The sequence below is a fragment of the Streptomyces sp. NPDC032745 genome (assembly GCF_055579465.1).
The window spans coordinates 61,965-82,992 of the sequence record NZ_JBVING010000001.1; the positions used below are offsets into that span (position 1 = coordinate 61,965).

The 21,028-nt window shown below is 72.4% G+C and carries 24 protein-coding genes; 13 read left to right on the top strand and 11 right to left on the bottom strand.

Going from position 1 to position 21,028, the window contains the following annotated elements; genetic code table 11:
* Positions 1 to 87 precede the first annotated feature (87 nt).
* Complete coding sequence (locus ACZ5WG_RS00305) at positions 88 to 1,086, top strand: LysR family transcriptional regulator (protein WP_468719550.1); 999 nt, start codon at positions 88 to 90, stop codon at positions 1,084 to 1,086.
* On the opposite strand, the gene ACZ5WG_RS00310 is transcribed toward ACZ5WG_RS00305, so the two are convergent.
* A complete protein-coding gene (locus tag ACZ5WG_RS00310; protein ID WP_468719552.1) occupies positions 1,029 to 2,069 on the bottom strand; it encodes a helix-turn-helix transcriptional regulator in 1,041 nt (346 codons plus the stop codon). The two genes, ACZ5WG_RS00305 and ACZ5WG_RS00310, sit on opposite strands and share 58 nt — an antisense overlap.
* A 493-nt stretch (positions 2,070 to 2,562) precedes the next feature.
* Here ACZ5WG_RS00310 and ACZ5WG_RS00315 point away from each other — a divergent pair, with 493 nt between their 5' ends.
* Positions 2,563 to 4,023 (top strand): CehA/McbA family metallohydrolase, encoded by a 1,461-nt coding sequence (locus tag ACZ5WG_RS00315; RefSeq protein WP_468719553.1) that lies wholly within the window; start codon positions 2,563 to 2,565, stop codon positions 4,021 to 4,023.
* A gap of 5 nt (positions 4,024 to 4,028) precedes the next feature.
* Here the strand turns inward: ACZ5WG_RS00315 and ACZ5WG_RS00320 are convergent, their stop codons facing one another.
* Complete coding sequence (locus ACZ5WG_RS00320) at positions 4,029 to 4,400, bottom strand: cupin domain-containing protein (RefSeq protein ID WP_468719555.1); 372 nt, start codon at positions 4,398 to 4,400, stop codon at positions 4,029 to 4,031.
* Positions 4,401 to 4,478: 78 nt separating this feature from the next.
* Positions 4,479 to 5,210, bottom strand: coding sequence for an alpha/beta hydrolase (locus ACZ5WG_RS00325; protein ID WP_468719556.1), 732 nt, complete (start codon positions 5,208 to 5,210; stop codon positions 4,479 to 4,481).
* 113 nt (positions 5,211 to 5,323) lie between these two features.
* Between ACZ5WG_RS00325 and ACZ5WG_RS00330 the strand changes: the two genes are divergently transcribed.
* The 3 genes from ACZ5WG_RS00330 (at position 5,324) to ACZ5WG_RS00340 (ending at position 7,812) form a co-directional block, all read left to right on the top strand.
* Positions 5,324 to 6,472 carry an adenosine deaminase gene (locus tag ACZ5WG_RS00330; protein ID WP_399245152.1) on the top strand — a complete coding sequence of 383 codons (1,149 nt, stop codon included), beginning with the start codon at positions 5,324 to 5,326 and terminating at the stop codon, positions 6,470 to 6,472.
* Positions 6,473 to 6,612: 140 nt separating this feature from the next.
* Entirely contained in the window at positions 6,613 to 6,882 is a 270-nt protein-coding gene (locus tag ACZ5WG_RS00335) for a hypothetical protein (RefSeq protein WP_468719558.1), read from the top strand.
* Positions 6,883 to 7,035: 153 nt separating this feature from the next.
* A complete protein-coding gene (locus tag ACZ5WG_RS00340) occupies positions 7,036 to 7,812 on the top strand; it encodes a hypothetical protein (protein WP_468719560.1) in 777 nt (258 codons plus the stop codon).
* A gap of 15 nt (positions 7,813 to 7,827) precedes the next feature.
* Here ACZ5WG_RS00340 and ACZ5WG_RS00345 read toward each other — a convergent pair whose 3' ends face one another.
* Positions 7,828 to 8,028 carry a PspC domain-containing protein gene (locus ACZ5WG_RS00345; protein WP_468719561.1) on the bottom strand — a complete coding sequence of 67 codons (201 nt, stop codon included), beginning with the start codon at positions 8,026 to 8,028 and terminating at the stop codon, positions 7,828 to 7,830.
* Between the two features lie 65 nt (positions 8,029 to 8,093).
* On the bottom strand, positions 8,094 to 8,666 hold the full coding sequence (locus tag ACZ5WG_RS00350) for a VanZ family protein (RefSeq protein ID WP_468719563.1): 573 nt from the start codon (positions 8,664 to 8,666) through the stop codon (positions 8,094 to 8,096).
* A gap of 175 nt (positions 8,667 to 8,841) precedes the next feature.
* On the opposite strand from ACZ5WG_RS00350, the gene ACZ5WG_RS00355 reads away from it, so the two are divergent.
* The gene (locus tag ACZ5WG_RS00355) at positions 8,842 to 8,979 is read left to right on the top strand and encodes a hypothetical protein (protein WP_468719564.1); all 138 of its coding nucleotides are present in this window, start codon (positions 8,842 to 8,844) and stop codon (positions 8,977 to 8,979) included.
* A 152-nt stretch (positions 8,980 to 9,131) separates the two neighbouring features.
* Here the strand turns inward: ACZ5WG_RS00355 and ACZ5WG_RS00360 are convergent, their stop codons facing one another.
* From ACZ5WG_RS00360 to ACZ5WG_RS00370, 3 genes are all read right to left on the bottom strand, one after another.
* Entirely contained in the window at positions 9,132 to 9,782 is a 651-nt protein-coding gene (locus ACZ5WG_RS00360) for a PH domain-containing protein (RefSeq protein WP_468719565.1), read from the bottom strand.
* A 25-nt stretch (positions 9,783 to 9,807) separates the two neighbouring features.
* On the bottom strand, positions 9,808 to 10,437 hold the full coding sequence (locus ACZ5WG_RS00365) for a class F sortase (RefSeq protein WP_468719567.1): 630 nt from the start codon (positions 10,435 to 10,437) through the stop codon (positions 9,808 to 9,810).
* 92 nt (positions 10,438 to 10,529) lie between these two features.
* Positions 10,530 to 11,249: a hypothetical protein gene (locus ACZ5WG_RS00370; protein WP_468719569.1), complete on the bottom strand. Its 720-nt coding sequence runs from the start codon at positions 11,247 to 11,249 to the stop codon at positions 10,530 to 10,532.
* A gap of 307 nt (positions 11,250 to 11,556) precedes the next feature.
* On the opposite strand from ACZ5WG_RS00370, the gene deoC reads away from it, so the two are divergent.
* The 3 genes from deoC to ACZ5WG_RS00385 are packed head-to-tail and all read left to right on the top strand — an operon-like array spanning position 11,557 to position 14,865.
* Positions 11,557 to 12,519, top strand: coding sequence for a deoxyribose-phosphate aldolase (gene deoC / locus ACZ5WG_RS00375; RefSeq protein WP_468720462.1), 963 nt, complete (start codon positions 11,557 to 11,559; stop codon positions 12,517 to 12,519).
* Positions 12,520 to 12,524: 5 nt separating this feature from the next.
* Positions 12,525 to 13,961: an aldehyde dehydrogenase family protein gene (locus ACZ5WG_RS00380; protein ID WP_468719571.1), complete on the top strand. Its 1,437-nt coding sequence runs from the start codon at positions 12,525 to 12,527 to the stop codon at positions 13,959 to 13,961.
* A complete protein-coding gene (locus tag ACZ5WG_RS00385) occupies positions 13,954 to 14,865 on the top strand; it encodes an aldehyde dehydrogenase family protein (RefSeq protein ID WP_468719573.1) in 912 nt (303 codons plus the stop codon). The genes ACZ5WG_RS00380 and ACZ5WG_RS00385 overlap by 8 nt, the downstream gene beginning before the upstream one ends.
* Positions 14,866 to 14,939: 74 nt before the next feature.
* Here the strand turns inward: ACZ5WG_RS00385 and ACZ5WG_RS00390 are convergent, their stop codons facing one another.
* A complete protein-coding gene (locus ACZ5WG_RS00390) occupies positions 14,940 to 15,284 on the bottom strand; it encodes a hypothetical protein (protein WP_468719575.1) in 345 nt (114 codons plus the stop codon).
* 55 nt (positions 15,285 to 15,339) lie between these two features.
* On the opposite strand from ACZ5WG_RS00390, the gene ACZ5WG_RS00395 reads away from it, so the two are divergent.
* Positions 15,340 to 16,038 carry a uridine kinase family protein gene (locus tag ACZ5WG_RS00395; RefSeq protein ID WP_468720464.1) on the top strand — a complete coding sequence of 233 codons (699 nt, stop codon included), beginning with the start codon at positions 15,340 to 15,342 and terminating at the stop codon, positions 16,036 to 16,038.
* Positions 16,039 to 16,283: 245 nt separating this feature from the next.
* On the opposite strand, the gene ACZ5WG_RS00400 is transcribed toward ACZ5WG_RS00395, so the two are convergent.
* On the bottom strand, positions 16,284 to 16,988 hold the full coding sequence (locus ACZ5WG_RS00400) for a SigE family RNA polymerase sigma factor (RefSeq protein WP_468719577.1): 705 nt from the start codon (positions 16,986 to 16,988) through the stop codon (positions 16,284 to 16,286).
* A gap of 177 nt (positions 16,989 to 17,165) precedes the next feature.
* Here ACZ5WG_RS00400 and afsQ1 point away from each other — a divergent pair, with 177 nt between their 5' ends.
* Genes afsQ1 through ACZ5WG_RS00415 form a run of 3 tightly spaced genes read left to right on the top strand, consistent with a single transcriptional unit; the run spans position 17,166 to position 19,946 of the window.
* Positions 17,166 to 17,843 carry a two-component system response regulator AfsQ1 gene (afsQ1, locus tag ACZ5WG_RS00405; RefSeq protein WP_362879846.1) on the top strand — a complete coding sequence of 226 codons (678 nt, stop codon included), beginning with the start codon at positions 17,166 to 17,168 and terminating at the stop codon, positions 17,841 to 17,843.
* 53 nt (positions 17,844 to 17,896) lie between these two features.
* Positions 17,897 to 19,324: a sensor histidine kinase gene (locus ACZ5WG_RS00410; protein ID WP_468720465.1), complete on the top strand. Its 1,428-nt coding sequence runs from the start codon at positions 17,897 to 17,899 to the stop codon at positions 19,322 to 19,324.
* A 7-nt stretch (positions 19,325 to 19,331) separates the two neighbouring features.
* A complete protein-coding gene (locus ACZ5WG_RS00415; protein ID WP_468720466.1) occupies positions 19,332 to 19,946 on the top strand; it encodes a hypothetical protein in 615 nt (204 codons plus the stop codon).
* Positions 19,947 to 19,982: 36 nt separating this feature from the next.
* Here the strand turns inward: ACZ5WG_RS00415 and ACZ5WG_RS00420 are convergent, their stop codons facing one another.
* Entirely contained in the window at positions 19,983 to 20,837 is an 855-nt protein-coding gene (locus ACZ5WG_RS00420) for an alpha/beta hydrolase (protein ID WP_468719578.1), read from the bottom strand.
* Positions 20,838 to 21,028: the final 191 nt, after the last annotated feature.

Sequence of the window (21,028 nt, forward strand, 5' to 3'; positions counted from 1 at the left end):
GACCCGTCCCGTTTCATGCGTCCAATGCACAGAATCGCGATAATCGATCCACTGGTGCATGACCGCAGCTCAGAGGGGCGCCTGTAAATGAACCGTTACGAAGAAGACATCGCGGTGACAGGTTTGCTGGCCCCGCGGCTGGCGTACTTCGCCGCCGTCGCCCGCCACGAGCACGTCACCCGCGCCGCGCACGAGCTGGGCGTTCCGCAGTCCACCCTGTCCCGGGCCATGGTCCGGCTCGAACAGGACCTCGGCGTCACGCTGTTCGCCCGCAAGGGCCGCACCGTCGCGCTCACCACGGCCGGCCGGACCTTCCTCGCCTCGGCCGAGCGGGCCCTCGCCGAAATCGCCCGCGCCGCCGAGTCGGTGCAGCAGGACGCCGACCCGGCCTTCGGCAAGGTGGCGTTCGGCTTCCTGCACACCCTCGGCCCCGAGACCGTACCCGGCCTGATCCGCACCTTCCGCGCCGACCACCCGCGCGTGCGCTTCTCCCTGGTGCAGAACTACGGCGAGGCCATGCTCGAGAAGCTGCGGGCCGGCGAGCTCGACCTCTGCCTGACCTCACCGCTCCCCGACGCCCCCGACCTGGTCGCCCGCCGCCTGGACGTGCAGCGGCTGCGCCTGGTGGTCCCCGACGACCACCGCCTGGCCACCCGCAAGCGCATCCGCCTGGCGGAGGCCGCCGAGGAAACCTTCGTCACCCTGGAGGCCGGCTACGGCCTGCGCCGCATCACCGACGACCTGTGCGCGGAGGCAGGGTTCACCCCGCGCGTGGCCTTCGAGGGCGAGGAGGCCGAGACCCTGCGCGGACTGGTCGCGGCAGGCCTCGGCGTGGCCCTGCTGCCGCCGCCGGCCGTGGCCCGCCCCGGCGTCGTCGAGCTGACGGTGACGGCCCCGCGCGCGGTCCGCGAGATCGGCGTCGCCTGGCTCGACGGCCACCCCGACACCCCGCCGGTCGCCGAGTTCAAGCGTTTCCTGCTGTCCCGGCGCGGCCGGCTGATCCCGGAGCTGCACGGCTGGCACCCCGGTCAGGACCCGGCTTCGCCCCCGGAGGCGGCAGGAGCCGCCGCCGAGGAGAGCAAATAGCCCGCCTGGAAACGGGACTTGGCGCCCACCGCCCGCATGATCTCCGCGATGTGGCGCTGGCAGGTACGCTCCGACATGCCCAGCCGGCGCGCGATCACCTTGTCCTCCAGCCCCTCCGACAGCAGCCGCACGATCGTCTGCCGCAACTCGTCCGAGAGCGAGCGGGCCGCGTCCGGGCTCACCGTCGTGGGGAACGGCTCCGCTTCCACCCAGCACCGCTCGAACGCCGACGTCATGAAGTGCACGACCGCCGGCTCCCGCACCACCAGCGCCGCCCCGCTGCGGTCCGGCACCGCCATCAGCCCCGTGTGCCCGTCGAAGACCAGCATCCGCATCAGGGCGTCGCCCAGGGTCCGTACCTGCGCGCCCAGCGCCGTCACCCGCTCCACGTACGCCGCCGTGGGCCGCGAGTAGCGGGCCGTGTGCTGGTAGATCGTGCGCATCCGCACCCCCCGCGCCAGCAGCGACTCGTCGCGCCCGATCGCCTCCTCCAGCGTCTCCACCGGCCGGCCCCCGCCCGGCTGCGAGGCCAGCAGCTCCCGCTCGCACCCCGCAACCAGCTCGGCGATCAGCCCGCGCACCGCCCCCAGGTCGGTGACCAGCTCCAGCTTCGCCCGCCCCGACCCGTTCCGTTCGAGGTGCGCCGCCCCCGCCTCGTACGCCGGGACCAGCGCCTCCAGCCGCCCGCGCAGCCGGTCCATCTCGTCGTGGGTCTCCCGTACGAGCAGGGCCAGCGGGGCCAGCGCCCGGGCCGCCGCCGCCCGCGGCGCCACGGCGCTCCACCGCTCCGGACCGTCGCCCGGAGCCCGCTGGAGCAGGTGCGCGGCGGCCAGCTCGGTGATCGCCGCGGCCGCCCGCGCCCCGAGGGCCTCGGTGGCCTCGGCCGCGGCGAACGAATGCCGCTCCACGGCGTACGCGTACAGCCGCCGGGCGGCGCGGCTCAGGTCGCCCCCGCGCGGCTGGTCGGCTTCGTCGGCTGGCATATGCGTATTCGTCCCGGATTACGGATGTTTATAAACCCCTCGTGTTCCCGCAAGGCGGCAAGACGACCCCCGGTCGGGCGCCTCGTGGATGTGCCGGACCGGCACAGTGGTCACACCGGGTGAAGGGGGAAACGCGGTGACGGGGGAGCGGGAGCGGGTTCGCAGGACCGGGCGGGGGCCCATGGCGGTCCTGCTGAGCCCGCGCCCCGCCGTGGTGGCCGCCGCCCGACGGGCCGGCGCGCGCACCGTGGTGGTCGCGCCGGGTCCGCCGGTGCCCTCCGACCGTGAGGGGGCGGAGCGGCGGGTACGGACGGACCGGCGCGACCACCGCCGCCCGGCTCGACGCGTCCCGGCACGGGCGCGCCCACGTCCGCGCCACCGCCCGACGGCGGGCTGACCCGCATCCGGGACCGGGCCGTGGCCCTGCTCGGACACCCGGTACCCCTCACCCCGGATTCACACGGGATTCACGTACCGCCGCCACCGTGGAGGCATGGCCCTCACCCGACGTGAAGTTCTGGCGACCGGTGCGACCGGCGCCGCCGCAGCCGCCACCCCGCACCTGTCCGCCCCCTCGCCGGACACCCGGATCCTGCGCGGCACGATCCCGCCCGGCGCCCCGGACTTCGTCGAGATACCCCTCGATGTGCCGCGCGGCGTACGCGAGTTAAAAGTGGCTTACACGTACGGGAAGCCGCCCGTACCGCCCGGCACCCCCGGGAACGCCCTCGACATAGGCATTTTCGACCAGCACGGCACAGCCCTCGGCGGTGCCGGCTTCCGTGGCTGGTCCGGCGGCGCCCGCAGCGAGTTCTTCCTGCGCGCCGACGACGCGACCCCCGGCTACGTGCCCGGCCCGATCGGAGCCGGCCGCTGGCACATACTGCTCGGCCCGTACACCGTGGCCCCGCAGGGGCTCCCGTACGAGATCACCGCACGCTTCACCTTCGGCGACCCGGGCCGCACCCCCCGCCCGGTCTACCCGCCCCAGCGGGCCCGCGGCCGCGGCCGGGCCTGGTACCGGGGCGACTGCCACATCCACTCGGTGCACTCCGACGGGCGCCGCACCCCGGCCGAGATCGCCGGCCTCGCCCGGGCCGCCGGCCTGGACTTCATCAACTCCTCGGAGCACAACACCCACACCGCGCACGCCGCCTGGGCCGACGCGCTGTCGCCGGACCTGCTGATCCTGACCGGCGAGGAGATCACCACCCGCACCGGACACGTCCTCGCGGTAGGCACCGACCCGGGGACCTTCGTCGACTGGCGCTACCGGGCGCGCGAGGGCCGCTTCGGGCGGTTCGCCCGTGCCATAAGGGGCGCGGGAGGGCTGGTCGTGCCCGCCCACCCGCACGCCACCTGCATCGGCTGCGCCTGGAAGTTCGGCTTCGGCGAGGCCGACGCGGTCGAGGTCTGGAACGGCCCGTGGACCCCGGACGACGAGGTCTCCCTGGCCTCCTGGGACGCCACCCTGCGCGGCGCCGACGGCGAGCGGTGGCTGCCCGCCGTGGCCAACAGCGACCACCACCGCGACCCGGACCGCATCGGCGGCCCGCAGACCGTGGTCCTCGCCGAGGACCTGACCCGGGAGGCCGTCCTCGCCGGGATGCGGGCCGGCCGGTGCTACGCCGCCGAGTCCGCACAGGTCGCGGTCGGCTTCGAGGCCGTCGGAGGCCGCGGGCAGCGTGCCGGCATCGGGGAGCCCCTGCGGGTGGCCCCGGACGCGGACGTGCTGATCCGGCTCACGGTCACGGGCGCCACGGGCTGCGAACTACGGCTGATCACCGATCAGGGCCTGGCCGTCACGGCCCCCGACGCCACCACCCTGGAATGGCACACCACCCCGGCCCGCTCCGCCTACGTCCGGGCCGAGGTCCGTCATCCCGCTGGCACCCCGCCGCTCCCGGGCGCCATGGCGGCCTTCACCAACCCGGTCTGGTTGCCGGTTTCCTGACGGCGTCAGCCGGACGCGGGCTTGGCGTAGTCGGTGTAGCCGGTCCAGTCGAGGGCGACACAGGGCTCGTCCCCGACGACCCAGGCGTCGTGTCCGGGCGCGATCCGGATGAAGTCGCCCGGGCCGATCTCGCCCTGCTCCCCGTCGTCCATCGCGATCACCATCCGGCCGCTCACCACGTACCCGGTGTGGGCGGACCGGCAGCTGTCCGTGCCCGCGAGCGGCTTGATGTGCTGCGACCAGCGCCACCCCGGCTCGAAGACCGCCCGACCCACCGCGCCGCCTTCGGTGTTGAAGAGATCCAGCCGACCCATGCCGTCCTCGAACGGTCGGGTCTCGTCCGGCTCGTCGAAGTTCCTGGACACCAATCCGGCCATGACCCATCGCCTCCGGCAGAGGAGCACCCCGAGTCCACTCCTCACTCTACGCGCGGCGCGCCCGTCCGACAGGTCGGGTCAGCCCCGCAGCGACCGCCCGAACCCGGAGGCGAGCGGCATCCGCAGCCCCAGCGGCGGCGGCGCCGCCAGCGCGTCCGTCACCGGCCGCGAGTACCGCCCCGAGAACATCGCCCCCAGGACGAAATCCACGGACAGTGCCACGACTTCCGCCTGGTGCTCCCGCAGCCGGTGCCCGTCCGAGTGCACCTCGAACCGGCACGTCGCCCGGTTCGCCTTCTTCGCCTGCGCCGCCAGCCGAAACGATGCTTCAGGATCGCTGCGCGCGTCGTTCGTCCCGTGCACGATCAGCACCTGCCGCCCCGACAGCTGTTTCACCGGTTCCGGGGAATCCGCCGACACCACCTCGCCTAAGGAAGGGGCAAGCGCCAGCACCGAGTTGACGGCGTCGTGGCCCGCCGCCCGCAGCGCCGCCCGGCCGCCCGCGTCGTAGCCGACGAGGCACACCGGTACGTCCCCGTACCGGCGCACCACCTCGTCGGCCGCCCACCGGGCGTCGTCCTCACGGCAGGCCCCCCGGCCGTGCAGGACCGTGTGCGCGACCAGCCCGTCCGCCCCGCCCGCCCGGGCCAGTGCCCGCGCGAGCGGACGCACCGGACCGGGGAACAATCTGGACGCTCCGGGGAGCAGGAGGACCGCTCCGTTGACTGTGCTTCCCGTCGGGACCGAGCCGTTCGCGCCGGCCGCCCGCCCCAGGCGGGCCCCGCGCGCCGGCGGCGCATGCTGTGCCATGGCGGAACATTCTCAGACTGACAGGTGTACGCGACCCGTCCGTACGGTCTCTGTTACGTATCGACCCCCGTCGCCGACGCGCTGCTCTACGCGCGTAGGAGTAGAGTGCCCGGATGACGAGCGAGACCCCCAACCTGCCGACCCCGGATCAGATCCGCCGCTCCCCGAAGGTGCTGCTCCACGACCACCTCGACGGTGGTCTGCGCCCCGGGACCATCATCGAGCTGGCCCGCGAGGCCGGCTACGAGAGCCTTCCCGAGACGGACGCCGACAAGCTCGGCATCTGGTTCCGCGAAGCCGCCGACTCCGGCTCCCTGCCCCGCTACCTGGAGACGTTCGCGCACACGTGCGCCGTCATGCAGACGAAGGCGGCGCTGTTCCGCGTCGCCGCCGAGTGCGCCGAGGACCTGGCCGAGGACGGCGTCGTGTACGCCGAGATCCGCTACGCCCCCGAGCAGCACCTGGAAGCCGGCCTGACCCTCGAAGAGGTCGTCGAGGCCGTGAACGACGGCTTCCGCGAGGGTGAGCGCCGCGCGAAGGCGAGCGGCCACCGCATCCGCGTCGGCGCGCTGCTCACCGCGATGCGCCACGCCGCCCGCGCCCTGGAGATCGCCGAGCTGGCGAACCGCTACCGCGACAACGGCGTGGTCGGCTTCGACATCGCCGGCGCCGAGGCCGGGTTCCCTCCCACCCGCCACCTCGACGCGTTCGAGTACCTCAAGCGCGAGAACAACCACTTCACCATCCACGCGGGCGAGGCCTTCGGCCTGCCGTCGATCTGGCAGGCCCTGCAGTGGTGCGGCGCCGACCGCCTGGGCCACGGCGTGAAGATCATCGACGACATCGAGGTCGCCGCCGACGGCTCGGTGAAGCTGGGCCGGCTGGCCTCGTACGTCCGGGACAAGCGCATCCCCCTGGAGATGTGCCCCACCTCGAACCTGCAGACCGCCGCGGCCGCCTCGTACGCCGAGCACCCGATCGGCCTGCTGCGCAAGCTGCACTTCCGCCTGACGGTCAACACCGACAACCGGCTGATGAGCGGCACCAGCATGAGCCGCGAGTTCGAGCACCTGGTCGACACCTTCGGCTACACGCTCGACGACATGCAGTGGTTCACCGTCAATGCGATGAAGTCCGCGTTCATTCCTTTCGATGAACGACTGGCCATGATCAATGAGGTCATCAAGCCCGGTTACGCGGAGCTGAAGTCGGAATGGCTGTTCCAGCAGACCGCTTCGACCAGCGGTTCTGTATCGGTCTAGGCCATGGCATGACGTAAGGAAAGCGCCCGGGAGGAGCAATTCCCGGGCGCTTTCTCATATTTACGTATGTTTGCGGCCGGGGGTTTGGCGTGACTAGTTTGCGGAGCCGCTCAATTCCCCGTCGCAAGGACTCAATCTTCATGAAGAAGTCAGCTGCCAAGACCCTCGGTGCCGCCGCCCTCGGTGCCGCCTTCGTCGCCGCCGCCGCCGGTTCCGCCTCGGCCTCCGCGATCGGTCTCTCCGACGCTCTGGGTACCGTCACCGGCGCCACCCAGGGGCTCACGAGCCAGCAGCAGGTGAGCCCCGGGGGTGGCCAGCAGAGCGACCCGGCCGCCCCCCTCAACCAGATCACCGACGCGGTCGGCCCCACGCTCGGCGGCCTGCCCATCGGCGGCGCGCTCGGCGGCTGATCCCGCCGGATCCGTCCGCGGATTCGTCTGCGGATGATTCGCATGCGCACGCACGTGGCGCACGCCGGTTCGATCGGGTGTGTGCCACGTCGTGCCGTGTGCCACGATCACCACCAACTGCCCGCCGACGCACTGGGTATGAGGTCATCGGTCATGCGCTTGAACGCACGAGTCACGGTCGGAGCGGCCACCGCCGCCCTGCTCCCCGCCCTCCTCCTGGGAGCCGTGGGATGCAGCAGCAAGGACGCCCCCGCGGCCGGCAAGGCGCCCGATCCGAAGGGTTCCGCCCCCGCAGGCTCTCCCGCCGCGTCACCGGGCGGCGCCCCGAGCGGCTCGGCCGCGCCGAAGGCCGGGGCGAGCAGGCTGGAGCGCTCCGCGCTCGAACAGGGCGATCTGCCCGGCTACCAGGTCTCCGCGCAGGGCAAGAACCCGAACGCCCCCGACGGCCAGCCGCAGGCCGACCGCAAGGCCTGCCAGCCCCTGGCCGACATCATGGGCGACAAGCCCGACCCGGCCGCCCGCGAGACCGTCAACCGCGGCATCGGCTCCCAGAAGCAGGTCGGCCTGGCCGTCTCCGCCTCCGTCAGCTCCTACGCCGAAAGCGACGCCAAGGCCCTGATCTCCCGGCTGAAGGATGCGGTCGCCGCCTGCGGTACCGGCTTCTCCGCCACCGTCGACAAGCAGAGCGGCAGCTACCGCGACGTACGGCCGGCCGAGTACAAGACGGCCGGCGACGAGAGCGTCAGCTGGACCACGACCGCGGCCGCCCAAGGGGTCTCCGCGCAGGTCCACGTGGTCGTCGTACGCCAGGGCGCCACCGTCGTGCGGTTGATGGCCCTCAACGTGGCGGCGGCCGCGGCCCAGCAGAAGCCGCAGGTCCCGCACGAGGTGGCGGACAAGCAGCTCGAGAAGGTCCGCAGCGCGGGCTGAGCCGCCCCGGACGTGCTACCAGGCGCCCGCGGCGGACTTCTCGTTGGGCAGGAGCACCCACAGCGCCAGGTAGATCAGGAACTGCGGGCCGGGCAGCAGGCACGAGACGACGAATATCAGGCGCATCGTATTCGCGGAAATTCCGAAGCGGCGCGCCAGTCCGGCGCAGACGCCGCCGATCCAGCGGCCGTCACGGGGGCGGGCAATGGCGCTCATGGTTTCTCCTCTGTGGGCTCTGCGGGCCACCAGAACGGTCGGTAATGGCGGGTTCCCGCGATGCCTCAATACTCCCGCGGCACTGCTGACAGAACGTCGGTCCACGGACCGAGGCCGACCCTGGGAATTCTCGGGGTAGAGCCCTGAGGGGAGCGCTGCGAGCGCCGTAGCCGCGCACGCAGCGCCGGTACGACGGCCACGTGCGCGAGCACCACGCCGAGGCCGTTCAGCAGGACCGAGTCCACGTCGACCACCTGCCCGGGTACCGCGCTCTGGAGCATCTCGATGCTGAGCGAGACCAGCGCGCCCGCGGCGGCGGTCCGGCCCAGCGAGGACCACGCGGCCAGCGGCGAGGGCGCCAGGTTCCCGTTGACGATCGGCAGCAGCACCCCGAGCGGGGCGAGCAGCGCCAGCCCCTCCCCGATCCGCCGGACCGCCTCGAGCGGTCCGTACGAGAGGTCCGCCCGGATCCCCTCCAGCGGTGTCAGATTGGCGGCGGCCGCCCAGGGCACGTCCAGGGGCCGCAGAGTCAGCCAGCCGACGAGGAGGAGATGAGCGATCAGCAGCCCCCCGCCCAGGAGCCGGAGCCGGAGGTGAATGGCGGTGGCGGCACTGCGGCCGACCTCGTTGCGCTGCACACCTGCGAGGACGCAGCGCCCGGTGGCTGCGGTTCCGGTCGGATTCGGCGAGCAGGAGGCATATGACGATCCGATCGGATGAAGCCCCGGCGGGTCGGTGACGCACCAGCCTCCGCTACCGCTGCGGACCCGCACAGTGGGCGCGGCCACCGCCGGCAGCCGAAGGAGAACAGCCATGCCCGCACGACGCAGCCCCGTACGACGCACAGCAGCACGCGGCGGCGCACGCCGGCCGCTGCACACGATCGTGGCCGGGTTCTGCGGCCGCGCCCTGGCCGCGGCCCTCACCGGCCTCGGCATCCCCCGCGCCTGAGGGCTGTCCCGTAATCCCCGGTGGATCGGCGCGCGGCGTCGGGTGCGGTGCATCGCAAGGCGCAGGAGCATCCTCATACCGGGTGTATCCGGGTGTATCCGGGCGTTCCGGCAACGCGGCGAGGTGCCGCAGCCGGCGTCGTGGGCCCGCCGTCAGCGGGTGGCGAGGAGGACGATCAGGAACACCGCGCCCGCGACGGCGGGCGCGATGACCTCGTACGACCACCGCACGCGCACGCTGCCCTGGGCGCCGGCCCGCGAGGCGCCGCGCTCGGCCAGCTCCCGCAGCTCGTCCACCACCTGGTCCGCGTGGGCCCGCTGCGGTTCGGCGGCGGCGGCGGCCGCCGCGTCGCCGCCGCCCTCGGGCGAGCCGAGTCCCTTGCCGGTGAGCCCGCCGCGGCGGGAGAGCTGCTGCCGGTTCGCCTTCTTCCGCTCGCGCAGCGAGACCGGGACGGACCACAGCTGGTACTTCGACCCCTCGGCCAGCACCTCCGCCGAGTACCCGGCACGCACCGCGTCCACGGCGGCCCAGGGCAGCTCGATGATCCGGAACGGGTTCCGTACGCGCATCCGGTTGTCGTTGGCGAAGACGGCCGGACGGATGGTGAAGGCCACGGTCAGCGGTACGGCCAGCAGGGCGACCGCCGCGGCGAACCACGGGGCGTTCCCCGATCCCCGCACGATGGCGTCCCCGCAGAGCCACGCGATGAGCGCGAGCAGCAGAACACCGGTGACGAGGGCCATGGGGGAGCGGTAGACCCGGTCGTCGTACACCGGTTCGTCAGTGGGCTGCTGGCTGCTCATGAGCCCGATTCTGCCTCAAGCCGTCTCAGCCCACGAGATCGGCGTACACGATGATGTTGTCGGGGCGGTGGCCGGCGGTGATCTCGCCGCCGCAGGTGATCAGCCGCAGCTCGGGGCGCGCGGTGTTCCCGTACACCTTGGCGGTCGGGAAGCTCTTCTTGTCGACCTGTTCCAGCTCGCGCACCCGGAAGACGGCGGTGGTGCCGTCCGCCCGGGAGACGGTGATCTCGTCACCGGTGCGGATCTTCGAGACGTTGCGCAGGACGGCCGGGCCGCGTGCGGTGTCGAAGTGCCCGATCAGCACGGCCGGGCCGGTCTCGCCCGGGGTGACGGCCTTGGTGTACCAGCCGATCCGGTCCCCGTCCGGCACGGAGGGCACCTCGACGGTGCCGTCGGCGGCCAGGCCCAGTTCCAGCAGCGGGCCCGCGTCCACCCCGGCCGCGGGGATCCGTACCCGTACGGGCTCCGAGGCGGGCAGCGGGGCGGCGGGCGCGGCCGCCGTCGGGGCGGACGACGCCGCGGCGGGCGCGGTGGCCGCGGCGATGTGCGGCGGGGGCGTGGCCGCGGCCGGTGCACCGCCGCAGCCGGTCAGGGCGGCGAGGGCGAGCGGGCCGAGCAGGGCGGTGGCGAGCAGGGGGCGGACGCGGTGGGCCATGGGGTGCTCCGGGAAACGGGCCCGGCGGGCCACCGTGGAGGTGGCCCGCCGGAAGGAGGAACGGGGAGGAACCGTAAGGGCAGGGGTGCTGCTCAGGCGCCGTTGCGGGCGCGGCGGGTGCGGGCCATGAGGGCCACACCGAGCCCGGCGAGGATCGCGAGGAGACCCGCGCCGGCGGCCATCGTGGTCCCGTTGTCGGTGTCCTCGGCGGCGATCTCCGCGCCGGCGGCGACCGCGCCCTGCGGGACGACCACGGTCTGTGCGCCCGTCTGCGGCTTCACGTCGGCGGCCGGCTTGACGGTGACCTTGGCGGTCGGCTGCGCGGTGACCTTGGCGGAGGGCTGGGCCGACGGCTTGGCGGAGGGCGTGGTGGTCGGCGCGGCCTTCGGCAGCTCGTAGAAGTCCGCGGCCCCCTCGGTCAGCACGCGGACGGCGAGCCCGTACTGGCCGGGGTTCCCCTCGGAGAGCTTGTACTGGATGCCGTCGACGACCGCGACCCGGTTCGAGGGGTCCAGCTTCGCCAGTACGCGGCCCGCCACGCCGTCGGCCGGCTTCCAGTCGGCGCCGACGGCGCGGATCCAGACCTCGGGGCCCTCGACGTCGTTGCGCAGCACCGCGATCCGGCCGTCGGCGACGAGGTGGACCTCGCCGTCGTAGCGGCCCTTGCCCGACGGAGCCGCAGACACGGTGGACATCGCGGTCACCGAGGTGACGGCCTGCTGGGCGGGCGCGGCGAGTGCCGTCGCGGCCGGCGCGAGCAGGACCCCGGCGAGGGCGGCGGTGACGATCGAGGTGCGGAGGGCGGTACGCATAACGACTCCTGGAAGCTGTGTCGCGGGAAGGTGGGAGAGTCGCATGCCCCTTTTCTCTACGGGTTCTCTGCCGAAGCTTTCATCCGGTGAGGTCTGGCGGGCTGCTGAAGAGAAATTTACGGATCTTGTTCGACCGGACGATGGGGTTCCCGTCTTCGTCGTGTAACGGGAAAAGCGGAGGTCAGCGGTCCGCAGACGCGGACCCGGCCCGACCCCTGCCCCGCCCGGATGTGGCCAAGCCCGCACAGATGTGCGGCCGCGGGGGGTGACAGGCCGCTACGCGCGTAGATATGCTCATCTTGTGACCATGCCCACCACCCTCACCGCATTCGCTGACGTGACGACGTCCGACAGCGCGCTGCGCCGCTTCCTGCACGGGCTGCCCGGCGTAGACGCCGTCGGCCTGGAGGCCCGCGCGGCCGCGCTCGGTACCCGTTCGATCAAGACCACGGCCAAGGCCTACGCCATTGACCTGGCTATTTCGATGATCGACCTGACCACGCTTGAGGGTGCGGACACCCCGGGCAAGGTCCGAGCGCTCTCCGCCAAGGCCGCCAATCCCGACCCGACCGACCGTACGACTCCCATGACCGCCGCGGTCTGCGTCTACCCCGACATGGTGGCCACCGCCAAGGCCGCCCTGAACGGCGCCGACGTCAAGGTGGCCTCCGTCGCGACGGCCTTCCCGGCCGGCCGCGCCGCGCTGCCCGTCAAGCTCGCGGACACCCGTGACGCCGTCGCCGCCGGCGCCGACGAGATCGACATGGTCATCGACCGTGGCGCCTTCCTCGCCGGCCGCTACCTGGAGACGTACGAGCTGATCAAGGCCATCAAGGAGGCGTGCGTACGCCCCGACGGCACCGCCGCCCGTCTCAAGGTCATCTTCGAGACCGGCGAGCTGTCGACGTACGACAACATCCGCCGGGCCTCCTGGATCGGCATGCTCGCGGGCGCCGACTTCATCAAGACCTCCACCGGCAAGGTCGGCGTCAACGCCACCCCCGCCAACACGCTGCTGATGCTCGAGGCCGTCCGCGACTTCAAGGCGCAGACTGGAATCCAGATCGGCGTGAAGCCGGCCGGCGGCATCCGGACCACCAAGGACGCCATCAAGTTCCTGGTCCTGGTCAACGAGACCGTGGGCGAGGACTGGCTGTCCAACCACTGGTTCCGCTTCGGCGCCTCCAGCCTGCTCAACGACCTGTTGATGCAGCGCCAGAAGCTGAGCACCGGCCGTTACTCCGGTCCCGACTACGTGACGGTGGACTGATCACCATGGCATCCCTTTTCGAGTACGCACCGGCCCCCGAGTCGCGTTCCGTCGTCGACATCGCCCCTTCGTACGGGCTCTTCATCGACGGCGAGTTCACCGACGCCGCCGACGGCAAGGTCTTCAAGACCGTCTCCCCGTCGTCCGAGGAGGTCCTCTCCGAGGTCGCCCAGGCCGGCGCCGCCGACGTGGACCGCGCCGTCAAGGCCGCCCGCAAGGCCTTCGTGACCTGGTCGGCGCTGCCCGGCTCCGAGCGCGCCAAGTACCTCTTCCGCATCGCCCGGATCATCCAGGAGCGCAGCCGCGAGCTGGCCGTCCTGGAGACCCTGGACAACGGCAAGCCGATCAAGGAGACCCGCGACGCGGACCTCCCGCTCGTCGCCGCGCACTTCTTCTACTACGCGGGCTGGGCCGACAAGCTCGACCACGCGGGCTACGGCGCGAACCCGCGCCCGCTCGGCGTGGCCGGCCAGGTCATCCCGTGGAACTTCCCGCTGCTGATGCTGGCGTGGAAGATCGCCCCGGCGCTCGCCACCGGCAACACCGTCGTCCTCAAGCCCGCCGAGACGACCCCGCTCACCGCCCTGTTCTTCGCGGACATCTGCCGTCAGGCGGGCCTGCCCAAGGGTGTCGTCAACATCCTCACGGGTTACGGCGACGCGGGCGCGGCCCTCGTCGAGCACCCGGACGTCAACAAGGTCGCCTTCACCGGCTCGACCGCGGTCGGCAAGGCCATCGCCCGCCAGATCGCCGGTACGGACAAGAAGGTCACCCTGGAGCTGGGCGGCAAGGGCGCCAACATCGTCTTCGACGACGCCCCCATCGACCAGGCCGTCGAGGGCATCGTCAACGGCATCTTCTTCAACCAGGGCCAGGTCTGCTGCGCGGGCTCGCGCCTGCTGGTCCAGGAGTCGATCCACGACGAGCTGCTGGACTCCCTCAAGCGCCGCCTGAGCACCCTGCGCCTGGGCGACCCGCTCGACAAGAACACCGACATCGGAGCGATCAACTCCGCCGAGCAGCTCGCCCGGATCACCGCGCTCGCGGAGACCGGCGAGGCCGAGGGCGCCGAGCGCTGGTCCCCGGCGTGCGAGCTGCCGTCCGCCGGCTACTGGTTCGCCCCGACGCTCTTCACGAACGTCACCCAGGCGCACACCGTCGCCCGCGACGAGATCTTCGGCCCGGTGCTGTCCGTGCTGACCTTCCGTACGCCGGACGAGGCCGTCGCCAAGGCCAACAACAGCCAGTACGGCCTGTCCGCCGGCATCTGGACGGAGAAGGGTTCGCGCATCCTCGCGGTCGCGAACAAGCTCCGCGCCGGTGTGGTGTGGGCCAACACGTTCAACAAGTTCGACCCGACCTCGCCCTTCGGCGGCTACAAGGAGTCGGGCTTCGGGCGCGAAGGCGGCCGTCACGGCCTGGAGGGCTACCTCGATGTCTGAGTCTTCGGCGCGACTGAGCGTCTTCAAGACCTACAAGCTGTACGTCGGGGGCAAGTTCCCCCGCTCCGAGAGCGGCCGGGTGTACGAGGTGACGGCGAAAACATCGTCGGGTGGCAAGGGCAAGTGGCTGGCCAACGCCCCGCTGTCCTCCCGCAAGGACGCGCGTGACGCGGTCGTCGCGGCCCGCAAGGCCTTCGGCGGCTGGTCCGGCGCGACCGCGTACAACCGCGGGCAGATCCTCTACCGCATCGCCGAGATGCTGGAGGGCCGACGCGAGCAGTTCGTCCGCGAGGTCGGCGAGGCCGAGGGCCTGTCCAAGTCGAAGGCGGCCGCGGTCGTCGACGCGGCCATCGACCGCTGGGTCTGGTACGCGGGCTGGACCGACAAGATCGGCCAGATCGTGGGCGGGGCCAACCCGGTCGCGGGCCCGTTCTTCAACCTCTCCACCCCGGAGCCGACCGGTGTCGTCACGGTCGTGGCCCCGCAGGACTCGTCCTTCCTGGGCCTGATCTCCGTGATCGCCCCGGTGATCGCGACGGGCAACACGGCGGTCGTGATCACCTCGGAGAAGGCGCCGCTTCCGGCCCTGTCCCTGGGCGAGGTGCTGGCCACCTCCGACCTGCCGGGCGGCGTCGTCAACATCCTGTCCGGCAAGGCCGCCGAGATGGGCCCGCACCTGGCGTCCCACCAGGACGTCAACGCGATCGACCTGGCCGGTGCCGACGCGGCGCTGGCCAAGGAGCTGGAGATCGCGGCGGCCGACAACCTCAAGCGCGTCCTGCGTCCACAGCCTGTGGACGACTGGAGCGCCGACCCGGGCACGTCGCGCATGACGGCGTTCCTGGAGACGAAGACGGTCTGGCACCCCACGGGTTCGCTGGGCTCGGGCGGATCCTCGTACTGAGAGATCCCCTCCGAAACCGGCCCCGGCAGCGTCCCCCGTGCTGCCGGGGCCTTTTCGCGCCCCGGTGCCTCCGGCTACTTCGGCAGCAGCGGGCCGAGCAGCGAGGACGCGGCCGCCTCGGGCAGCTCGCCGATGGACGGCCCCTGCGTCAGGACCCCCGTGACCATGGTGGTGCCGACCGCCGGGAAGTCGGCGACCTTGGTGGCCACGCCGTTGTCGAGCGGGTCCACGCCGGTGTGCGCGAGGGGGTTCACCTTGAGGTTCGAGATGGGGTCGGTGACCCCGGCGAGGGCCGCCGGGACCGAGAGCTCACCGGCCTGGGCGCCGCCGGCGGCCATGGCCAGGGCCGCACCGGCCATGGAGAGCGTGAGGCCTGCGGAGCGCAGCGTTGAGCTGCCGGGGGCTGCGTGACGTGCCATTGGGGATCCCGCCTGAGGTCGTAGTCGCGTGCGCACGCAGCGTAGTTGAGGTGTGATCCTGGATACCAACCGGCCACCGGAGGCATCCCCTGCGCGGGGGAATGGTTCAGACTGGTGTCCCGTGAGCTCTTCCTCTCCTTTGCCTACGCGTGTCGTCCTGTTGACCGGGCCTTCGGGCTCCGGCAAGTCCAGGTTGGCTGCCCGTTCCGGGCTGCCGGTGCTGCGCCTGGACGACTTCTACAAGGAGGGTGACGACCCGACCCTCCCGCTGGTCGAGGGCAGCTCCGACATCGACTGGGACTCCCCGCTGTCCTGGGACGCGGACGTGGCGGTCGCCGCGATCGTGGAACTCTGCGGGGCAGGCCGTACCGAGGTGCCGGTGTACTCCATCGCCACGTCCTCCCGTACGGGTACCGAGACGCTGGACATCTCCCGCACCCCGCTCTTCATCGCGGAGGGAATCTTCGCGGCGGACATCGTGGCCCGGTGCCAGGAACTGGGGCTGCTGGCGGACGCCATCTGCCTGCGCGGGCGGCCGTCGACGACGTTCCGGCGCAGGCTGATGCGGGATCTGCGCGAGGGCCGCAAGTCGCTGCCGTTCCTGCTGCGCAGGGGCTGGCGGCTGATGCGGGCGGAGCGGGGCATCGTGGCCCGGCACACCGCCCTCGGCGCGTACGCCTGCAACCGTGACGCGGCCCTCGGCCGCCTGGCCGCCTGCGCAGCGGGCCGCCACCGCGCGGCCGCCCCGGCGTAGCGGCGAAATCAGCCCCGCCGGCGTTTGAGGCGCGGGGTCCGGGGCGGAGCCCCGGTGGCAGGCCGGAGCCCCCGGGTCTGCCTTCGCCGGCGCCCCGCTGCCCGCCTGCGCCCGTTCAGCCCGTGCATACGAGAAGGCGGGATCATGCGGACCCCCGGCCGCCTGATCCCGCCTTCTCCCCCCGCAGGCCCCCGTCCCACCCCCGTAGGACGGGCCCCCTGGCCCATGGTCTGTGGTGTGCCGCGTTACGCGACGAGCTCCTCGAAGGACTCCGCCTCATCGCGGCCGAAGCTCAGCACCTCGTCGTCCCGCAGGCGCCGCAGCGACCGCCAGATGCTCGACTTCACGGTGCCGACGCTGATGCCCAGGATCTCCGCGATCTCCGGGTCCGTGCGGCCCTCGTAGTACCGCAGCACCAGCATCGTGCGCTGCGGCTCCGGGATGCGGGCCAGCGCCTGCCACAGCACCGCGCGCAGCTCCGTACCCCGCATCGCGTCCGTGTCCGAGGCCGTCTCCGGGAGGTCCTCGGTCGGGTACTCGTTCAGCTTCCGCCGGCGCCATGCGCTGATGTGCAGGTTCGTCATCGTGCGCCGCAGGTACCCGCCGACGGCCGCCTTGTCGCTGATCCGGTCCCAGGCGCGGTACGTGGAGAACAGCGCGCTCTGCAGCAGGTCCTCGGCCTCGTAACGGTCGCCGGTCAGGTGGAAGGCCGTCGCGTACAGGGCGGCCCGCCGCTCCTGGACGTACGCCGTGAACTCGGCCTCCGAGGTGGAGGAGAGCTCGGGCGTGTGCTGCTCCGGGACGGAAGGGCGGTACGTGTTCGCGTCGATGGCCACCGTGTGCGCCGGCCGCGGACGGGCGACCGTCACCGAACGGACACCTGCCCGGCGGTTCACATCGTGCAGCCGCGTGACAACCGCGCTGGTCGTGGTGCTGTGCAGCGTGTTCATCTCGCGCCCCCCGTCGTGGAGTCTGCTTCTGGTCCTGCTCGGTTCGTTGGTAGAAGACTGCCCGGCCGACTTAACCGGGGTGTCCGCCGACTGTCACAGGCCTGTCACAGCGACCTCTGAGCGATCCCATGCACCCGACGGTCGAACTCCGAACGGTCGATGGGACAGAATGAGCCCGTGCCTTTCCTGTTGCTGATCGAGGACGACGACGCCATCCGCACGGCCCTCGAACTCTCCCTGTCTCGCCAGGGCCACCGTGTGGCCACCGCGGCGACGGGCGAGGACGGCCTGAAACTGCTGCGCGAGCAGCGGCCGGACCTGATCGTGCTGGACGTGATGCTGCCCGGGATCGACGGTTTCGAGGTGTGCCGGCGTATCCGCCGCACCGACCAGCTGCCGATCATCCTGCTCACCGCGCGCAGTGACGACATCGACGTGGTGGTGGGCCTGGAGTCCGGCGCCGACGACTACGTCGTCAAGCCGGTCCAGGGCCGGGTGCTCGACGCCCGGATCCGGGCCGTGCTGCGCCGCGGGGAACGGGAGGCCAGCGATTCCGCGGTCTTCGGGTCCCTGGTCATCGACCGGTCCGCGATGACGGTCACGAAGAACGGCGAGGACCTCCAGCTGACGCCGACCGAGCTGCGGCTGCTCCTGGAGCTCAGCCGCCGGCCCGGGCAGGCGCTCTCCCGGCAGCAGCTGCTGCGGCTGGTCTGGGAGCACGACTACCTCGGCGACTCCCGGCTCGTGGACGCCTGTGTCCAGCGGCTGCGCGCCAAGGTCGAGGAAGTGCCGTCCTCGCCCACCCTCATCCGGACCGTCCGTGGTGTCGGCTACCGGCTGGACTCGCCGCAGTGATCAAAGCCCTGTTCGCGGGCCGGCGCTGGACCAGCCTGCGGCTGCGGCTCCTGATGGTGTTCTGCCTGGTCGCGCTGGTGGCCGCGGTCTCCGCGTCCGGGATCGCGTACTGGCTCAACCGCGAGGCGGTGCTCACCCGTACCCAGGACGCGGCCCTCGGCGACTTCCGCCAGGAGATGCAGAACCGGGCCGCGGCGCTGCCCGCCGACCCGACGCCCGAGGAGATGCAGCGCACCGCCGAGCTGATGGCGGGCAGCAGCCCCGGCTACAGCGTGCTGCTGGTCGACGAGCGGGCCGGCCGCAAGGTGTTCGGCGCTGCCGGTCCCGACTCCTTCGGGCTGGACGACGTACCGGCCTCGCTGCAGCGTGCCGTGAACGACCAGCAGAAGGCGACGGCGGCGAACGACTCCGAGTACCACATGTACTGGCAGCGGACGAAGCCGCGCGGCAATCCGTACCTGGTCGGCGGGACGCGGATCGTGGGCGGCGGGCCGACCGGCTACATGTACAAGTCCCTCGCGCAGGAGCGGGACGACCTGAACGCGCTGGGCTGGTCGCTGACCATCGCCACGGGCCTCGCACTGCTCGGGTCGGCGCTGCTGGCGCAGGCCGCGGCCCGGACCGTCCTCAAGCCCGTACAGCGGCTGGGGGACGCGGCGCGGCGCCTCGGCGAGGGCGAGCTGGACCACCGGCTCGACGTGTCGGGGACCGACGAACTCGCCGATCTGTCGCACACGTTCAACAAGACGGCCGAGGCGCTGGAGAAGAAGGTCGCCGACATGAGCGCCCGGGAGGAGGCCAGTCGGCGCTTCGTCGCGGACATGTCGCACGAACTGCGCACTCCGCTGACGGCGTTGACGGCGGTCGCCGAGGTGCTGGAGGAGGAGGTAGAAGACCTCGATCCGATGATCGCACCGGCGGTGGCGCTGGTGGTCAGCGAGACCCGGCGGCTGAACATCCTGGTGGAGAACCTGATGGAGGTCACCCGCTTCGACGCGGGGACGGCGCGGCTCGTGCTGGACGACGTGGACGTCGCCGACCAGGTGACGGCGTGCATCGACGCGCGGGCGTGGCTCGACGCGGTCGAACTCGACGCCGAGCGCGGCATCGTGGCGCGGCTCGACCCGCGCCGGCTCGACGTCATCCTCGCCAACCTGATCGGCAACGCGCTCAAGCACGGCGGCTCGCCGGTGCGGGTGTCGGTGGTCGTCGAGGGCGAGTGGCTGGTGATCGCGGTCCAGGACAACGGGCCGGGCATCCCGGAGGAGGTGCTGCCGCACGTCTTCGACCGGTTCTACAAGGCGAGCGCCTCGCGGCCGAAGTCGGACGGGAGCGGGCTGGGCCTGTCGATCGCCGTGGAGAACGCGCACATCCACGGCGGTGACATCACCGCCGCCAACGGGCCTGAGGGCGGCGCGCTGTTCACGCTGCGGCTGCCGGTGGACGTGGGGAAGGTGATCGCCGGTGACGCGGACGCGTAGGGCAGTGGTGCTCCTGCTGGTGTCGGGCCTGGTGTCGGGGCTGGGGTCCGGGTGCGGGATCAGGGCGACGACGGTGCCGGTGGACGTCGGTCCGGCGCCTTCACGGGTGTCGTGCGACACCCCGGAGCTGCAGACCGGGGTACAGGGCTTCCGGGCCACGGTGGAGCTCGTGTGCGGATCGCAGCTGGTCGGCGTGGAGCGGGTGGTGCCGGTGCCGGAGAAGAAGCCGGTGCGCGACCCCGTGGTGCTGGTCGCCGAGGCGCTGCTGGAGGCGCTGGAGCGGGAGCCGTCGGCGGAGGAGCGGGACGCGGGCTTCACGACGTCCGTCCCCGACGGGCTGACGGTCGCGCCGGCGCGACCGGGCGATCCGGCGGGCACGATACGGCTCAGCCGCAAGCCGGAGGACCTGCCGCCGGTGGCGCTGTCGCAGGTGGTGTGCACGCTGGCGGGCAGCGAGGCGGTGTCGGCCGGGCCGGGGCCGGTGGTGCTGGGCGGGCCGGACGCGGATCCGCCGCGGGCGTGGGAGTGCACCGAAGCGGTCCGCTCCCGCCCGGAATCGGTCCCCACCCTGGGCGAACTAGTCCGCCCGACCCCGACCCCGGCGCCCTCGGCTTCCCGTTAGGCGGCCAGGCGGCCAGGCGGCCAGGCGGCCAGGCAGCTAGCCCGCCCGCGCCGCGAGTTCGCCCAGGACGCGGGCCGCCGGCGCCGGGTCGACCAGCCACTTCAGGTGGCTGCCTCCGAGGGTGCGGACGTCGTACGGGTTCTGCGGCGTCAGCGCGTCGCCCTCGCGGATCAGCCGGTCCTGCAGGGCGAGCGGAAGGCTCGCGTCGTCGGCCAGGCGGACGTAGGTCTTCGGGATGCGGCCCCAGGTCCCGGCCTGCGCCCGGTCGTCGGAGGTGCCGGTGTCCAGGTTCTCGTCGGGCTGGAAGGTGTTGAGGAAGGCCAGGAACTCCTCCTCGGTGCCGTCGGCGAGGAAGGCAGCCTTGAAGGCCGCGAGGGCGTCCGGGTCCGCGGTACGGAAGTTGACGCGGAGCAGGCCGAGTTCGGCCGGGTTGCCGGCCAGGGCCAGGCCCAGGGCGGCGGAGTCGACCGAGGCCATCTCCGGCTCGGCGTAGTAGTCGCCGACCGGGAGATCGACGGGGCACCAGGCCGAGACGTACACGATGCGGTCGATCAGGTCGGGCCGCGCGTTGGCCGCGACCGTGGCCGTCATGCCGCCGCGGCTGTGCGAGACGAGGATCACCGGCCCGTTCCGCTTGGCCCGTTCCAGGACCCCTATCAGGTGCGCGGCACTGTCGGCGAGCGTGACGCCCTTGATCGAGCCGGGCGCCGCGGCGAGGCCCGCCGGGTCCTGCGGCGTCTGGTAGGCGCGGGTGTAGGTCGCCGCGAAACCGTGGCCGGGCAGGTCGACGGCGACCGAACGGTGCCCCAGGAGGCCGAGTTCGGCCTGGAGCGGTGCGAAGGCGAAGGAGTTGGAGAAGGCTCCGTGGACCAGTACGAAAGTCGGCTGCATGGGCCCAACCTAATGATCATCAAGCCGCGGCGGCAACGATCGGTGCCTGCGGACGCGGCCCGTCGTGCGTACGTCCCGGCAACGCCGACGGCCCCCGGGCCGGAGCTCGGGGGGCCGTCGCGGGGCGGGCGCCGGCTAAGGGGTGTCCGGCGGATCATGGCCGGGCCCGGGGCGACCCTGACCCGCCGGAC

Excerpts from the sequence above, each read along its gene's own strand:
- ACZ5WG_RS00305 (WP_468719550.1), top strand. The coding sequence starts at position 88 with ATGAACCGTTACGAAGAAGACATCGCGGTGACAGGTTTGCTGGCCCCG.
- ACZ5WG_RS00310 (WP_468719552.1), bottom strand. The coding sequence starts at position 2,069 with ATGCCAGCCGACGAAGCCGACCAGCCGCGCGGGGGCGACCTGAGCCGC.
- ACZ5WG_RS00315 (WP_468719553.1), top strand. The coding sequence starts at position 2,563 with ATGGCCCTCACCCGACGTGAAGTTCTGGCGACCGGTGCGACCGGCGCC.
- ACZ5WG_RS00320 (WP_468719555.1), bottom strand. The coding sequence starts at position 4,400 with ATGGCCGGATTGGTGTCCAGGAACTTCGACGAGCCGGACGAGACCCGA.
- ACZ5WG_RS00325 (WP_468719556.1), bottom strand. The coding sequence starts at position 5,210 with ATGGCACAGCATGCGCCGCCGGCGCGCGGGGCCCGCCTGGGGCGGGCG.
- ACZ5WG_RS00330 (WP_399245152.1), top strand. The coding sequence starts at position 5,324 with ATGACGAGCGAGACCCCCAACCTGCCGACCCCGGATCAGATCCGCCGC.
- ACZ5WG_RS00335 (WP_468719558.1), top strand. The coding sequence starts at position 6,613 with ATGAAGAAGTCAGCTGCCAAGACCCTCGGTGCCGCCGCCCTCGGTGCC.
- ACZ5WG_RS00340 (WP_468719560.1), top strand. The coding sequence starts at position 7,036 with ATGCGCTTGAACGCACGAGTCACGGTCGGAGCGGCCACCGCCGCCCTG.
- ACZ5WG_RS00345 (WP_468719561.1), bottom strand. The coding sequence starts at position 8,028 with ATGAGCGCCATTGCCCGCCCCCGTGACGGCCGCTGGATCGGCGGCGTC.
- ACZ5WG_RS00355 (WP_468719564.1), top strand. The coding sequence starts at position 8,842 with ATGCCCGCACGACGCAGCCCCGTACGACGCACAGCAGCACGCGGCGGC.
- ACZ5WG_RS00360 (WP_468719565.1), bottom strand. The coding sequence starts at position 9,782 with ATGAGCAGCCAGCAGCCCACTGACGAACCGGTGTACGACGACCGGGTC.
- ACZ5WG_RS00365 (WP_468719567.1), bottom strand. The coding sequence starts at position 10,437 with ATGGCCCACCGCGTCCGCCCCCTGCTCGCCACCGCCCTGCTCGGCCCG.
- ACZ5WG_RS00370 (WP_468719569.1), bottom strand. The coding sequence starts at position 11,249 with ATGCGTACCGCCCTCCGCACCTCGATCGTCACCGCCGCCCTCGCCGGG.
- deoC (WP_468720462.1), top strand. The coding sequence starts at position 11,557 with ATGCCCACCACCCTCACCGCATTCGCTGACGTGACGACGTCCGACAGC.
- ACZ5WG_RS00380 (WP_468719571.1), top strand. The coding sequence starts at position 12,525 with ATGGCATCCCTTTTCGAGTACGCACCGGCCCCCGAGTCGCGTTCCGTC.
- ACZ5WG_RS00385 (WP_468719573.1), top strand. The coding sequence starts at position 13,954 with ATGTCTGAGTCTTCGGCGCGACTGAGCGTCTTCAAGACCTACAAGCTG.
- ACZ5WG_RS00390 (WP_468719575.1), bottom strand. The coding sequence starts at position 15,284 with ATGGCACGTCACGCAGCCCCCGGCAGCTCAACGCTGCGCTCCGCAGGC.
- ACZ5WG_RS00400 (WP_468719577.1), bottom strand. The coding sequence starts at position 16,988 with ATGAACACGCTGCACAGCACCACGACCAGCGCGGTTGTCACGCGGCTG.
- ACZ5WG_RS00410 (WP_468720465.1), top strand. The coding sequence starts at position 17,897 with ATGGTGTTCTGCCTGGTCGCGCTGGTGGCCGCGGTCTCCGCGTCCGGG.
- ACZ5WG_RS00420 (WP_468719578.1), bottom strand. The coding sequence starts at position 20,837 with ATGCAGCCGACTTTCGTACTGGTCCACGGAGCCTTCTCCAACTCCTTC.